Source organism: Psychromonas sp. KJ10-2 (genome assembly GCF_047323255.1).
In the GTDB taxonomy this organism is placed as follows: Bacteria; Pseudomonadota; Gammaproteobacteria; order Enterobacterales; family Psychromonadaceae; genus Psychromonas.
On record NZ_CP178827.1, the window covers coordinates 3,782,307 to 3,795,976 of the forward strand.

At 39.2% G+C, this 13,670-nt stretch carries 15 protein-coding genes and 2 pseudogenes; 11 read left to right on the plus strand and 6 right to left on the minus strand.

Annotated elements, in window-relative coordinates; genetic code table 11:
* Positions 1-315: 315 nt before the first annotated feature.
* Positions 316-483, minus strand: a complete 168-nt coding sequence (locus ACLKL2_RS18720) for a chlorhexidine efflux transporter (protein ID WP_413692779.1) — start codon at positions 481-483, stop codon at positions 316-318.
* A 251-nt stretch (positions 484-734) separates the two neighbouring features.
* On the opposite strand from ACLKL2_RS18720, the gene ACLKL2_RS18725 reads away from it, so the two are divergent.
* Genes ACLKL2_RS18725 through ACLKL2_RS18745 form a run of 5 tightly spaced genes read left to right on the plus strand, consistent with a single transcriptional unit; the run spans position 735 to position 2,639 of the window.
* Entirely contained in the window at positions 735-1,004 is a 270-nt protein-coding gene (locus ACLKL2_RS18725; RefSeq protein ID WP_413692780.1) for a hypothetical protein, read from the plus strand.
* Complete coding sequence (locus ACLKL2_RS18730) at positions 1,004-1,819, plus strand: SLC13 family permease (RefSeq protein WP_413692781.1); 816 nt, start codon at positions 1,004-1,006, stop codon at positions 1,817-1,819. The genes ACLKL2_RS18725 and ACLKL2_RS18730 overlap by 1 nt, the downstream gene beginning before the upstream one ends.
* A 38-nt stretch (positions 1,820-1,857) precedes the next feature.
* Positions 1,858-2,148, plus strand: a complete 291-nt coding sequence (locus ACLKL2_RS18735; RefSeq protein ID WP_413692782.1) for an anion permease — start codon at positions 1,858-1,860, stop codon at positions 2,146-2,148.
* Between the two features lie 9 nt (positions 2,149-2,157).
* Positions 2,158-2,301 (plus strand): hypothetical protein, encoded by a 144-nt coding sequence (locus tag ACLKL2_RS18740; protein WP_413692783.1) that lies wholly within the window; start codon positions 2,158-2,160, stop codon positions 2,299-2,301.
* Positions 2,289-2,639 (plus strand): hypothetical protein, encoded by a 351-nt coding sequence (locus ACLKL2_RS18745; RefSeq protein ID WP_413692784.1) that lies wholly within the window; start codon positions 2,289-2,291, stop codon positions 2,637-2,639. The genes ACLKL2_RS18740 and ACLKL2_RS18745 overlap by 13 nt, the downstream gene beginning before the upstream one ends.
* 56 nt (positions 2,640-2,695) lie before the next feature.
* Here the strand turns inward: ACLKL2_RS18745 and ACLKL2_RS18750 are convergent, their stop codons facing one another.
* From ACLKL2_RS18750 to smrB, 3 genes and pseudogenes are all read right to left on the minus strand, one after another.
* Positions 2,696-3,616: a DUF808 domain-containing protein gene (locus ACLKL2_RS18750; RefSeq protein ID WP_413692785.1), complete on the minus strand. Its 921-nt coding sequence runs from the start codon at positions 3,614-3,616 to the stop codon at positions 2,696-2,698.
* An 11-nt stretch (positions 3,617-3,627) separates the two neighbouring features.
* Positions 3,628-3,786: pseudogene (locus ACLKL2_RS18755) on the minus strand (hypothetical protein); the annotation flags it as partial.
* A gap of 45 nt (positions 3,787-3,831) precedes the next feature.
* The gene (gene smrB, locus ACLKL2_RS18760; RefSeq protein WP_413692786.1) at positions 3,832-4,200 is read right to left on the minus strand and encodes an endonuclease SmrB; all 369 of its coding nucleotides are present in this window, start codon (positions 4,198-4,200) and stop codon (positions 3,832-3,834) included.
* A 57-nt stretch (positions 4,201-4,257) separates the two neighbouring features.
* Here smrB and prmB point away from each other — a divergent pair, with 57 nt between their 5' ends.
* Both prmB and aroC read left to right on the plus strand, forming a co-directional pair.
* Positions 4,258-5,169, plus strand: coding sequence for a 50S ribosomal protein L3 N(5)-glutamine methyltransferase (prmB, locus tag ACLKL2_RS18765; protein WP_113819103.1), 912 nt, complete (start codon positions 4,258-4,260; stop codon positions 5,167-5,169).
* A 63-nt stretch (positions 5,170-5,232) separates the two neighbouring features.
* Entirely contained in the window at positions 5,233-6,321 is a 1,089-nt protein-coding gene (gene aroC, locus ACLKL2_RS18770) for a chorismate synthase (protein ID WP_113819104.1), read from the plus strand.
* A gap of 116 nt (positions 6,322-6,437) precedes the next feature.
* Here aroC and ppk2 read toward each other — a convergent pair whose 3' ends face one another.
* Together ppk2 and ACLKL2_RS18780 are read right to left on the minus strand one after the other, a co-directional pair.
* Positions 6,438-7,331 carry a polyphosphate kinase 2 gene (gene ppk2, locus ACLKL2_RS18775; RefSeq protein WP_413692787.1) on the minus strand — a complete coding sequence of 298 codons (894 nt, stop codon included), beginning with the start codon at positions 7,329-7,331 and terminating at the stop codon, positions 6,438-6,440.
* A gap of 44 nt (positions 7,332-7,375) precedes the next feature.
* Positions 7,376-7,675: an MGMT family protein gene (locus ACLKL2_RS18780; protein ID WP_413692788.1), complete on the minus strand. Its 300-nt coding sequence runs from the start codon at positions 7,673-7,675 to the stop codon at positions 7,376-7,378.
* Positions 7,676-7,804: 129 nt separating this feature from the next.
* Between ACLKL2_RS18780 and ACLKL2_RS18785 the strand changes: the two genes are divergently transcribed.
* The 4 genes and pseudogenes from ACLKL2_RS18785 to ACLKL2_RS18800 form a co-directional block, all read left to right on the plus strand.
* A complete protein-coding gene (locus tag ACLKL2_RS18785; protein ID WP_413692789.1) occupies positions 7,805-8,437 on the plus strand; it encodes a hypothetical protein in 633 nt (210 codons plus the stop codon).
* A complete protein-coding gene (locus ACLKL2_RS18790) occupies positions 8,430-8,558 on the plus strand; it encodes a hypothetical protein (protein ID WP_413692790.1) in 129 nt (42 codons plus the stop codon). The genes ACLKL2_RS18785 and ACLKL2_RS18790 overlap by 8 nt, the downstream gene beginning before the upstream one ends.
* The gene (locus ACLKL2_RS18795; protein WP_413692791.1) at positions 8,558-9,415 is read left to right on the plus strand and encodes a diguanylate cyclase domain-containing protein; all 858 of its coding nucleotides are present in this window, start codon (positions 8,558-8,560) and stop codon (positions 9,413-9,415) included. Before ACLKL2_RS18790 ends, ACLKL2_RS18795 begins: the two co-directional genes overlap by 1 nt.
* Before the next feature lie 373 nt (positions 9,416-9,788).
* Positions 9,789-13,597 (plus strand): annotated as a pseudogene (locus ACLKL2_RS18800) (glutamate synthase-related protein); the annotation flags it as partial.
* Positions 13,598-13,670: the final 73 nt, after the last annotated feature.

Sequence of the window (13,670 nt, forward strand, 5' to 3'; positions counted from 1 at the left end):
TAGTCATGCTCATTTGATGTTGACTAGTATATTGATTTGTTATGGTTTTATAAGATTGGTAAGGCTAAAAACAGTTTCAAATTTTTGTTAATAATAGAAGGTATGTAAAATATCAATTCAATGAATGACACTGCTTTGATAGGTGTTTTTTTAATCTTATTATTAATATTGATGAGCGATGTTCGTTAGATAGAGGTGGGATTAATGACTCGCTTCAATCAATAAAGCGAGTCATTATTTCGAATAATAGTAGACTTAACAAGCAACTGAACAGTCACCTACAATAAAATGCTCTTGTATGGTCGTAAGTTAGGTTTAAGTTAGGTTGTAGAAGAAAGCGTAAATTGTAATAAAAATGGTCACACCAATATCCACACCAATATTCATCATTAATGCCTGGCATAAGCTGACGCCTAATAAGTACGCAATAACAGGGATAATAGCGATTAATAAAACACCTTGAAATCTGCATTGATAAGACATTATTTAATCGTGAAACACACACAGCTGTTTTAACGGATCAAGGTGCGGCTTTATTACCTATTGCTAAGTCGGTGCTCGGACATTGATATTTTATCGCCTTTATCTGAACAATTTCCAATCACGTATTTTGAGCTTCTCCACAAATTAACCAGATGCGTTATGTTTATAAAATATTTATTGATCTAAGCCTATTAATCTTAATTTCAATACCTTGATAATCTTATTTTAAGATCGGGGTTTTGGAGGTTAGATTGTATAAATATTTAAAATACATATTGCCTATATGCGTACCTTTATTGATTCTGTATTTGCCATTGTCGGCGTTTCCCTTTGAAGGAATGACTATTGTTCAGAAGCGTATCGCCGCTATTTTTATTTTTGCTACATTGAGCTGGATATTAGAGCCTATTCCTATTTACTCCACTTCCGTTGCCATTATTGCCTTTGAATTACTGCTGGTTTCAGATAAAGCCGTTATTTTTTTCGCGCAGAGGAAGGCTCTGCACAGTATGGGGTTGTGATGAGCCATGTGGATATTATGGCTACTTTTGCTAGCCCAATTATTATGTTGTTTCTTGGTGGTTTTTTTCTTGCTATTGCTGCGACAAAATACCGTCTAGATGTGAATTTAGCGCGTGTATTACTTAAACCTTTTGGTCAAGAGCCTCGTTTTTTGATGTTAGGTTTAATGCTGATCACTGGATTATTTTCCATGTTTATGTCAAATACAGCAACGACCGCTATGATGTTGTCTATTTTAGCACCTGTTATTGCCTTATTTAATCCTAAAGATCCTGGCAGAGTGGCCTTTGCTTTATGTATACCGCTGGCGGCTAATATTGGTGGAATTGGCACTCCTATTGGTACGCCACCTAATGCGATTGCCTTGAAGTATTTACAAGGCGTTAATAATATTAATTTTGCTGAATGGATGGCATTTGGTGTGCCATTTACGATCATCTTAATGGCTTTTTCCTGGTACTTAATTAATAAAATGTTCCCAGCGAAACAGCGTAAAATAGAGCTTGATATTCAAGGTGAGTTTTTAAAAACACCTAAAGCATTATTAGTGTATGCGGTATTTATTATCACCATTCTATTATGGTTAATGGGCTCCTTACATGGCATGAACTCCTACACGGTGGCGATGATACCTGTGACGGTTTTTTTAATGACAGGGATTATTACTAAAGACGATTTAAAGAAAATATCTTGGGATGTTTTATGGTTAGTGTCTGGTGGTATTGCGCTGGGTCTTGCCTTGGATAAAAGTGGTTTAGCGGCATTAATTGTCTATAGCATTCCTTTTGATTTTTTTCGCCCTATATCGTGTTGATTGGCGCTGCATTTTTAAGTCTATTGATGGCTAATTTTATGTCTAATACTGCTACCGCTAATTTACTGATGCCGATGATGGCAACACTTGGTGTCTCGATGAGTTCATTGGCTCCATTGGGCGGAGAAGTGACCTTGTTATTAGTGGTGACCTTTGCCTCTTCACTGGGGATGGCATTACCGATCAGCACACCTCCTAATGCATTAGCACATGCTACTGGGCATATAAAAACCAAAGAGATGGCAAAAGTGGGGGTAATTATTGGTATTACCGGTGTTTTATTAAGTTTTGTTACGGTCTGGATAGTGAACTTATTTGGCGCTGTTTAAGGAGTATTTATGGATAAATTACATCTTGTTTGTGTTGATGATAATACCGAAATTACCTTTAATTTACTGCAGACACTGTCTCCTTTATCTAACTTTATGACATTGTCACAATGTAATTCTGCAGATGAGGCGTTAAAAAAATGGATGAAATAGACAGGCAAGGAGACTTCCTGGTATTGATTGTTTCAGGCATCACGCAATGTGCAAGCTGTGATGTTCCACTGTTAGAATACATCGCTGAGGATATTCGATTTATACATACTAAAAGGATTTTAATTAGCAATGATACGTCTAAGGAAGTATTTATTAATGCCATTAATATTGCACACGTAAATCGATTTTATGAACAGGACTGGGATGAAGGAATGTTATTAAAACAGGTTCGGGTTTTAGTGACTAAATATATCTTCGCTAAAGGCTTGGAGTATGAAAAGTACCAAGCGCATTTAGATTCCGAAACAATATTGAAACGTATGAGAAGAACGGTTTAAGCGAGCGATAGGCTAATAAATAGGTCGCTAACTTAAAAACTCTGTAGAGTTTAGTATTAATCAGGTTTACGCAACTTTAAGCACAGTGTGACCACCATAAAGCATAATGCCCCAGCGATTAAACCTACTATGCCTGCGAAAATAGTGGGTAGGCTGGTGGTTAATAAGGCCGGTAAATCAGTGAATAACGTCATTAAATGCTCACTCCATTCTGCAATAAAAGGTAGGTTATGCTCGATTAAACCACCGCCTACTAAGAACATTGCAACCGTCCCCACCAATACTAATAATTTCATTAAGAGAGGTGCAAAGGCGATTAATGATTTTCCAACCCAGCCTAACAGTGATCTTGAATTATCCTGTGAGCCATTGATTAAATATAAACCTAGGTCATCCATTTTCACGATAGCGGCAACAAAGCCATAAACAAACGCGGTTAATCCTACTGATAAGGCTACTAATGTTACAATTTGAGCCGTTAGGTCATCGGAAGGAATGGAGGCGAGGGCAATAATAATGATTTCAGCCGATAAGATAAAATCGGTACGAATAGCACCTTTAATCTTTTTTTGCTCCATTACTAGTAAGTCGATATGTTGGTCTGCATTAGCTTGCAGGCGTTGTTGTTTTTGAGCTGGTTTATCTGCAGTAAAAAGAGAGTGAGCTATTTTTTCAAACCCTTCAAAACAAAGATACACACCACCAATTAATAACAATATATTAATTGCGATCGGCAGAAAGGTGCTTAACAACAGGGCCACAGGGAGAATAATCGCTTTATTTAATAATGACCCTTTGGCAACAGCCCAGACCACAGGTATTTCTCGGTCTGCTTTTACACCTGATACTTGTTGTGCATTAAGCGCTAAGTCATCACCTAAAATACCCGCTGTTTTCTTCGCTGCGACTTTACTCATGGCTGCAACATCATCTAATACAGTGACAATGTCATCTAATAAAATTAATAAACTAGCCATAATGGGACCTCTTAATGGGGCTGCTGGTGGATTAAGTTAAACTTAGCGTTTTTCTCTTCTTTCATCTGCCAATCTTCTAACTCAACTAAAACCGATAGTGCGCCTTGACCACCAAACTCCAAAGGTGCTTGATGGAAAGCAAGGATATCTGGATGCTGTGCTAACCAAAGTGGAACCTGTTTTTGAGAACATGTTTACCCATGCCATGCACCACACTACAGCAATATAAGCCTTCTTTTACAACAGTTAATCAAGGCTGCTAATTCACTTTTAGCTTCTTGTTGGGTTAAACCGTGCAGGTCAAGAATGATCTCTGGCGTGAAGTCACCACGACGTAATTGCTTTACTAAGTACTTTTCAGCATCAGTTCGGCTATAACGAACGGGACCGTCACTTGGTAGTAATGGTTCATAGGCATCAGAGAAATGGCTTTGTTCAAAGTTTTGTTCACGTTTTTCTTTAATGACCGCTTTATTCTTAATGTTTTTCGGGGGCAATTTTATGGTATCCTGTTGCAATTTTTTGATACCAGCAAATTCTGCGCTAAACAGCGAAAAATCATCATCATTATTATAATCGGTCATGGTTTTTCCTAAACTAGGTAGTTGAATGAGCGAAGTTTACCTTAAGTGGAGAATAAATTGGATACGATTTTTAGTGATGAAGCGGTTGATGAGTTAGTAACCATTCAAGATATATTACGTTGGGCTGTGACCGAGTTTAATCGTGCGGGGCTATTTTTTGGTCACGGTACTGATAATGCTTGGGATGAAGCAGTACAACTAATCTTGCCGTCATTAAACCTTGAGCTACAAAGCAATATCTCAATTTTGCAATCACGTTTAACACAACGTGAACGTAAAATGTTGGTTGAGTTAATTGTGACACGTATTGAACAGCGCATTCCTGTGCCGTACTTAACTAACAGTGCTTGGTTTGCAGGGTTAGAGTTCTACGTGGATGAGCGCACTTTAGTGCCACGCTCTCCTATTGCAGAATTGATTGAAACTAAGTTTGAACCTTGGGTACAAACTGCACCAAAACGCATTCTTGATTTATGTACTGGTAGTGGTTGTATTGCGATTGCTTGTGCTTATGCTTTCCCTGATGCAGAGGTGGATGCTGTTGATCTCTCTGAAGATGCATTAGAAGTAGCAGATATTAATATCCAAAATCACGGTTTATCTCAACAAGTATTCCCTATTCAGTCAGATCTGTTTAGTGGCGTTGAAAATGAGAAGTATGACCTGATTGTATCTAACCCGCCTTATGTTGATGCGGAAGATATGGCAAACTTGCCTGAAGAATATAAACATGAGCCTGAATTAGGCTTAGCTTGTGGTGATGATGGACTGGATTTAGTCCGTGAAATGCTACGTCAAGCAAGTGCAATGTTAAATGATGATGGTGTGTTATTTGTAGAAGTAGGAAACTCGCAAGTGCACTTACAAGCTGCTTATCCAGAGATCCCATTCCAATGGATTGAATTTTCAATCGGTGGACACGGTGTATTTGCTCTGACTAAAGCACAGCTTGAAAACATTAACATTTAGTTATACCTCGCATCTTAATGGTGCTGGGTATTATTTGAAATTTATTAAAGTGAGAAATTAACAATGGCAGGAAGCAGTATTGGTCAAGTGTTTAAAGTGACAACCTTTGGTGAAAGCCATGGTGTGGCGTTAGGTTGCATCATTGATGGTATTCCACCTAACTTAGCGATCACTGAAGAAGATTTACAACATGATTTAGACCGCCGTCGTCCGGGGCAATCACGTTATACCACCATGCGCCAAGAAGGCGACCAAGTAAAGATTTTATCCGGTGTATTTGAAGGTAAAACCACAGGTTGCAGCATTGGTTTGATCATTGAAAACACTGATCAACGTTCTAAAGATTATTCAGCAATTAAAGACCTGTTCCGTCCTGGTCATGCTGATTACACTTATCATCAAAAATATGGACACCGCGATTACCGTGGTGGTGGTCGTTCTTCTGCACGTGAAACAGCAATGCGTGTAGCAGCCGGGGCGATTGCTAAGAAATACTTGAAAGAGCAATTTGGTATTGAGATCCGTGGTTACTTAAGCCAAATGGGTGATATCACGCCAGATACAATTGATTGGAATGAAGTAGAAAACAATCCTTTCTTCTTCCCTGATACGAGCAAGTTAACTGATTTAGAAGATTGCGTGAAAGCGTTAATTAAAGAAGGTAACTCAATTGGCGCTAAGGTAACAGTGGTTGCTTCTGGTGTACCTGTTGGTTTAGGTGAGCCTGTATTTGATCGTTTAGATGCGGAATTAGCGCACTCTTTAATGAGCATTAATGCTGTTAAAGGTGTAGAAATTGGTGATGGTTTTGAAGTAGCCAACCAAAAAGGTACTGAGCACCGTGATGAAATGACGCCTGAAGGTTTCTTATCTAACCATGCTGGTGGTGTTTTAGGTGGTATTTCAACGGGCCAAGATATTGTTGCCTCTATTGCGTTAAAACCGACTTCTAGTTTAACCATCCCTGGTCGTACTATTACAACTGATGGTGAAGCAACTGAGATGATCACTAAAGGTCGTCATGACCCATGTGTGGGTATTCGTGCTGTGCCAATTGCAGAAGCGCAAATGGCAATCACTTTACTTGACCATGTATTACGTCATCGTGCACAAAACTTACATGTAACAACTAATACGCCGCACTTAAAATAGTCTGCGTTTAGCACATTACCAATAAGCTGTTATTTAAAATCCGATGTTTCACCGCATCGGATTTTTTTGCCTGTTAATCAATCAGTCTAAGAATATAGAGGTCAAAAATAGTCAAATTAATTATGTTTGAATAGCACTATGTTGTTGTCGATCTCATTAACTAGCTTGTTGTCTTTATCAGGGTAATCGAATTGGCTTAATAGGTGACGGATAGCGTGGACACGTGCGCGGCGTTTATCATTGGAATTGATGGTGATCCAAGGTGTGGACTTTTTATCGGTAAACTTAAACATATCGTCTCGCGCAGTGGCATATTCATCCCATTTTTCTAATGCTTCAAAGTCCATTGGGCTTAATTTCCATTGTTTTAGTGGGCTACTCATACGCTCATGGAAACGGCGTAATTGCTCTAATTTTTCAACGGTAAACCAAAATTTTACTAATACGATATCGGACTCTACTAACATGCTTTCAAGTAGCGGGGCTTGTTGGTAAAAGCGTGCTAAATCATCTTTACTACTAAAGTTCATTACGCGCTCTACACCAGCACGGTTATACCAAGAACGGTCAAAAAAGACGATTTCACCTGCACTTGGAAAGTGATTAATATAACGTTGGAAATACCATTGTCCTTGCTCTCGGTCACTCGGTTTATCCAAGGCAATAACTTTTGCATGACGTGGGTTTAAGTATTCGGTAAAACGCTTAATCGCACCGCCTTTACCTGCTGCATCTCTACCCTCACAAATCACCACTAAACGTTTACCACTTTTTAACAGGTAATCTTGGAGTTTCACCAACTCAATTTGTAATTTAACTAAGCTCGTTTCATATTCTTCTTTATCAAGACGTTCTGAATAAGCAAATTGCCCTGCTTGGTGGAGTAATTTAAGGCTTTCTTTGGTAGATAGGAGTGGGGCGGTTTTTTCTGCTTTGATCGCTTGGTAATAAAGTGTACAAGCTTGTTTTATATCGGTTATTTTTTTAGTCGTTGATTGTTCCTGTTTCATATTGATGCTCCATTTTTATAAGCATTGAAATAAGTAGTTTCATCTTACTCAAGATATTGTTTAAATTTTAAAATTTTGCCTTGTTCAGTTATTACTATGTGCTCAGCTTCTAATAACTTTTTCTGTCTTAAAAAAGCCTCACCTTTTAATGATATCTTACCTTGAGAGTTTACGACGCGATACCAAGGTAAGCGAGTGTCTTTAGGAAGCTTTGCTAATATTTTTCCTACATGCCTAGCATGTGCTGGGAATCCCGCTTGGCTGGCAAGTTGTCCATAAGTGGTTAATTTTCCTTTTTCTAAGTAGGATAAAAGGGTAAAAATATTTTGTGCAAATTCATCCATTAACTGGCTTCCATATGTACTTGATTTTTTTAGTCTATTATTTGATCGAACAGGGGTGTTTTATATTACTTAACGTGTAATATAAGTACTAAATATTAATTTTGGCATTAACTTGTCAACGGAATAAACATGAATATCCGTGGTTTACTTATCATTACTTTTTGCTTAATAGTCATCATACCCATGACGATTTTTTGGGCGTGGCCTTATTCAAAAGCGTTAGACCTTGAAATTCAAGAAGTGAATGAAAAACATTTAGTTATCGCTAAGAACCTTTCTACTGCTTTTGAACGTTACTATCAAGATGTATTAGGTGTTTTTTCTATATTAGAGACGGGTTCTCAAAAACAAGTCAATTCACCTGAATTTAATGCTTTATTAAATAGTTTTCAGTTTCTTGAAGTAGCTGTAATTACTCAAAATGGCGAACTGCAAACCTGTATTTTTAGTCGTCATGAGCAGTGTCAACCAGTCACCGATAATGCCATTTTATTGTTAGCTAAGCAGACGTTAGAGGAAGGAAAAATTCGTATTTCTACGGTGACAGAAGCTATGAATATTGATGACAATCCGCTAATGCTGGTGGTTAAAAAGCTAGGAAATCAGATTTTATTGGGTTATCTGTCTACAGAATACATTATAAAAATGGGAAAACGAGTGGCGTTCGGTGAAAAAGGCCATGCTGCGATTGTTGATCAAGCTGGCCAGTGCGTTGGCTCATCCTTTAGCTTCTTGGGTGAAAACCAGAAAGGATATGAGTAAAATAAGTGCAGTACAAAAAATGCTAGCGGGTAAAACCGGAGTTGAGAAATTTTACTCTCCAGCTTTGAAAGGTGACATGATCGCTGGTTACACCAGTGTGCCAGGTGCTGGGTGGGGGTAATGGTACCGCAACCGATTAAAGAATTAGAAGGTACCGCCGTTGAAATTGATAAAGCGGCGCTAATGGTGATGCTGATAGGTATTGCTTTAGCCTGTTTATTTGCCATCCCCGTCTCTTTGTTGATAATTAAACCTTTGGAAAACCTATCCCGAACCATCAATTCAATTAAAAGCGGAGAGAGTCAAGTTAACTTTCAGTTCACATTTTCTAGGGCTGTCCCCCAAGAAATTTCTGAGTTGAAAACGCAGTTTGCTCATATGATGGAAACCATAGAAGCAAAAGAAAACGTCATTGCCAAACTCGCTTATTTTGATTCTCATACCGGCTTGCCTAACCGTAATTACTTTTATCGTTTGTCGAATAAAGCATTAGCTAAAATGATAACATTGAATCAAAAGGGCGCCTTAGTGTTTATCGACTTTGATGGATTTAAGGAGGTTAATGATACCTACGGCCATAAAGCGGGTGATGAATTGCTTTATTTATTTGGTCAAAGACTCACTCGTTTTTTTCAGTTAAACAATCTATCTAAAAGTGAATTAGCCATTTATGACGCTTTACCTGAGATCATCCCCGCTCGGTTAGGCGGAGATGAGTTTGTTATTTTATTGCAAGATGTAAAGGATAAACAAGAGGTGGCGTCGATTATTGAAGATTTACTGGGTACTGTTTTTGCTGAATACAAGATGAATCAACAGCTCAATTTGAAGGTGACTGGTAGTGCTGGTATCGCATTATTTCCAGAAGATGGTAAAGAGTATGACCAGTTAATGAGAGCGGCAGATTTAGCGATGTATGCTGCAAAATCAGCAGGAAAAAATACACTTTGTTTTACTGAAGAGTCATGTAATCGTTAGCTTATAATAACAATAATATGGTTGATTTGGCTGCAAGCACTGCCAATTTCAACTATCTTTTAAACTTCGTCACTGTGCCTATTAAGCTTGTTTTAAACTAGCCCGCTAAAAAATAAAAATTCTTTCCTTAGATAAAGAAATACTCTCAACATTATAAAATCACTTTTAATTTCAGATGGATAGGTTTGTTTTTTCTCATGCCTCATATACTGCCCATTTTATTTTTTGCTTAAATAAATAGTTTTTCTGCATAAGTATTTAGCTTTCACTTTCTGTTATGGTAATGATAGTTATTTGCATTTATCATCGGGAATGTTTATTCTCCAAACCCTTTTTACTTTTACTTGGCGAGCAGTCGTTCTAATGGATTATGATGAAACGATATTTATTTGATAGAAATGATGAGCATTCTAGTTGTGGTGTTGGGTTTATTACTAACAAACACAGTTTGCAAACTCATGAGTTATTATCTCATGCGCACCAAGCTTTATGTATGATTCCCCACCGTGGCGGAATGAGTGCGCAAGGAATTGGTGACGGAGCAGGTGTTAACATTGACATCTCTTTAGATTTTTTCCGCAAAGTGACAGGCGATAAAACATTACAGCATGGTGATTTTGGCGTAGCTAACTTTTTTTATCCTGTAGATAAAACGCAGCATAAAGCAGCAGATGAAATTATTGAAAAGATACTCAATGATTTCCAATTCCCAATCATGATGTGGCGTGAGCTCCCCGTTGATTTAAATGCACTCAATGAAGCGAGCCAAGCGGCACAATTCTCAATTAAGCAGTTAATATTTCATTGCCCTAAGCATGTCACCGAACAAGTGGAATTTGAGAAGTTAATTCACCAAGCCTTATTGGCCATTGAGAACCCAGCGTATACAAAACCAGAGCTGTATGGACTTTATCCAATGTCCATGAGTAGCCGTACGCAAGTTTTAAAAGGTCGATTAAACAGTTGGGAAGTGATTCCCTATTTTAAAGACCTCGTTGATATAGACCATAAAATACATACTTTATTCTTTCACACTCGCTTTTCTACTAACACTGCACCTAATCCCATGTTTGCCCAACCGTTTCATCGTATGGCACATAATGGTGAATTAAATACAGATAGAAAAAACCGTTTAAGTGAAGATGCGATTGCACGTTTTAAAAAGAAAAAAGTGATTTTTCCAAAAGGGCAATCAGACTCTGCGCGCTTAGATCAAACTTTAGCACGTCGTATTTGTGAAGATGAACTCGACATTGATTTCGCCGCTTTAGCCATGATGCCTCCTGCTTGGGAGAATGATAAATCATTAACTGAGCCAGTGCGCGACATGCTGGAATATTTCTCTCTATGAAGAGAAAAATGATGGCCCAGCGGCGTTCATTTTTGGCGATGGTATCAAAATAGGTGCTCGTTTAGATAGACTGGGGTTAAGACCTTTAAGAACCGTTGAAACGGATGATTATTTAGCGGTCATGAGTGAAGCAGGGCAAATAGATTTCCCTGCACAAGATGTAATTCGCCGAGGCCGTATTGAAGCAGGTGGAATGGTGGTCTTTGACCATGCATTAAAGCAGGTTTCTTACACCAATGACATTTTAGATAGGCTCGCTAAAGAGAAACCCTATTCGTCATTATTACAGGAAGCGCGCATTGAACTATCGCAGCTACCTGAGGTGTCATTATCAGACGTAAAATATACCTCTAGCCTGAGTTTAGCAGCACGTCATGTTGCCTATAGTTTAAACCAAGAAAGTTTTAAGTTTATGCTCGACCCTATGATTCAAAGCGGTATGGAGAAAATATCTGCAATGGGTTATGGGCTAGCGCCTAATGCATTAGCGAAAGATGAAGGGGGGATGTCTCGCTACTTCAGCCAACGTTTTGCACAAGTGACTAATCCACCTTTGGACAGTATCCGTGAAGCTGATGGTATGACGCTGAGAGTGACATTAGGCGCTAAAGCCAATATGGGTGATGAGATACAAGGTAAGCCAAAAACGAAACAGTTAACGCTTGAATCACCGATTTTACAACCACAGCAGCTGCAGCAAATACTGCTGCAAGATGCTTTATCAGTAGCGACCATTGATACGCTATATGAGGCTGATTTAGAAGATTCACAAGCCAATCAACAAAGCCTGTTAACACAGCTCGACGTGATTGCTGACCAAGCGGAAGCATTAGCGAACAATGGTTGTGAAATTATTGTGTTAAGTGATCAAGCAGTATCACATCAATTGGCTGCGATACCGGCTATGTTGGTGATTGCAGCGGTTAATCAGCGTTTGATTAAAAAAGGCTTACGCTTTACCACTAGCTTGGTATTCCAAACCGGACAAGTTTCTAGTACGCATGATATTGCATGTTTGTTAGGTTTTGGTGCATCCGCTGTGTGTCCTATCTCTGTTTTTTACCGCGCTCAAGAGTTGTGTAGTGATTTCAGTGAAATGGAGAAGGGCTTACAGAAGTTCCAAAAAGCGATTGAAAAAGCACTGATGAAAACCATGGGTAAATTTGGCCTATGTACCGTTGAAAGTTACATTGGTGGTGAGTTCTTTGAGTCTAACTTTATTGATACTCAAGACCCTCATTTAGCGAAACTTTTCCCGAATATTCATTCGCCGATAGGGGGCGCGCGTTTCTCTGATATAGCGGAGAGCTCTGCGCATTGGCATAAAAAAGTCTTTGATATTCAAAATATCGATCAAATCCCTGTCTTAGGTTTGTTTAAAGAGCGATCTGAAGGCGCTGGGCATAGTTTTGGTAATACTGCGGTACGTGAATATATCAATATGACTGAAGAACAGATTAGTTATATTGATGAGCGAGGTGAGCAAGATCAGGAGCAGTTATTAACGATCCCTGAAGACGCTGGGTATAAAGACCTGGGTTTTGAAGCACGAACCCCTGCGCAGATTGATGCCTTTAAAATTACGCCAGCTTATCGCCAATTCTCATTAAGCATGCATCAAGAGCGTGATAAACGCCCAGCGGCGATACGTGACGTATTGGCCTTGCCATTATTGTTAAATGAGTGTCAGTTAGAAAGTGATTTTGTGAATGCCTTCAATAGCATCTCCTATGCAGGCTCTCCCCGATTCTCTGTGAAAGGGATGACAGTGGATATCACTGCAGATGGCCAAGCGAGCTTATCTTTATCTGCTGGAACAAAAGCAAGACACCAACAGCTCTATCAAGCTATTCAAGCACTGCATCCAACGCACGTAACTTTAGTGAATGTTGATGAGGCTTTGTTAACTATTAATGTGGTTGAAGATGCATTAGTTTGGGTGAATAAAATATTCACTGCGCCACACTCTATTGAGCTGGATAATGTGCAACCTGCGCATCAAATTACAGCAAGTTTTGCTTCTGGAGCAATGAGTCATGGTGCCTTGGTGGCAAGAGCGCATGAGGCTGTTGCACAGGGGACCAATATTGCAGGGGCAATGAGTAACTCTGGTGAGGGGGCGAACACTCCTCTCGGTATAATACGGTTAAAGCCAGTAAAATTAAGCAGTTTGCTTCTGGTCGTTTTGGCGTATGGACCGGTTACTTAGCAGACCCTGCGTTGCAAGAGATTGAAATAAAAATCGCACAGGGTGCTAAACCCGGTGAAGGGGGCAATTACCTTCTGCGAAAGTGAATGTTGAAATCGCAGCGGCACGTGGTGGTACACCGGGTGTAGAACTTGTCTCTCCACCTCCTCATCACGATACTTACTCTATTGAAGATTTAGGGCAACTGATCCACGATGCAAAAGCTGCACGTGTACGTGTTGTGGTTAAATTAGTATCTAGTGAAGGAATAGGCACAATTGCCGTTGGTGTAGCAAAAGCTGGCGCTGATGTAATTAATGTGGCAGGTAATACAGGTGGTACTGGTGCCGCACAGGTGACCAGTTTGAAAAATACTGGTCGTGCATCTTGTATTGGTATTGCTGAAGTACATCAATCATTAGCGGAAAATGGCTTACGCGATAAAATCGTATTACGTTGTTCCGATGCACATCAAACAGGCCTAGATGTGATTAAATCTGCCATTTTAGGTGGTGACTCTTTTGAGTTTGGTACGACTGCGCTGATGATGTTGAAGTGTGTGATGGCGAAAAACTGTAACATTAAATGTCCCGCCGGTTTAACAACTAACTCCGAGCTTTACCAAGGTGACCCAAGAGCACTGGCACAATATTTCTTAAATGTGGCACATGAAGTACGTGAATTACTGGCTGAATTAGGTTACCAAAGTCTTAAAG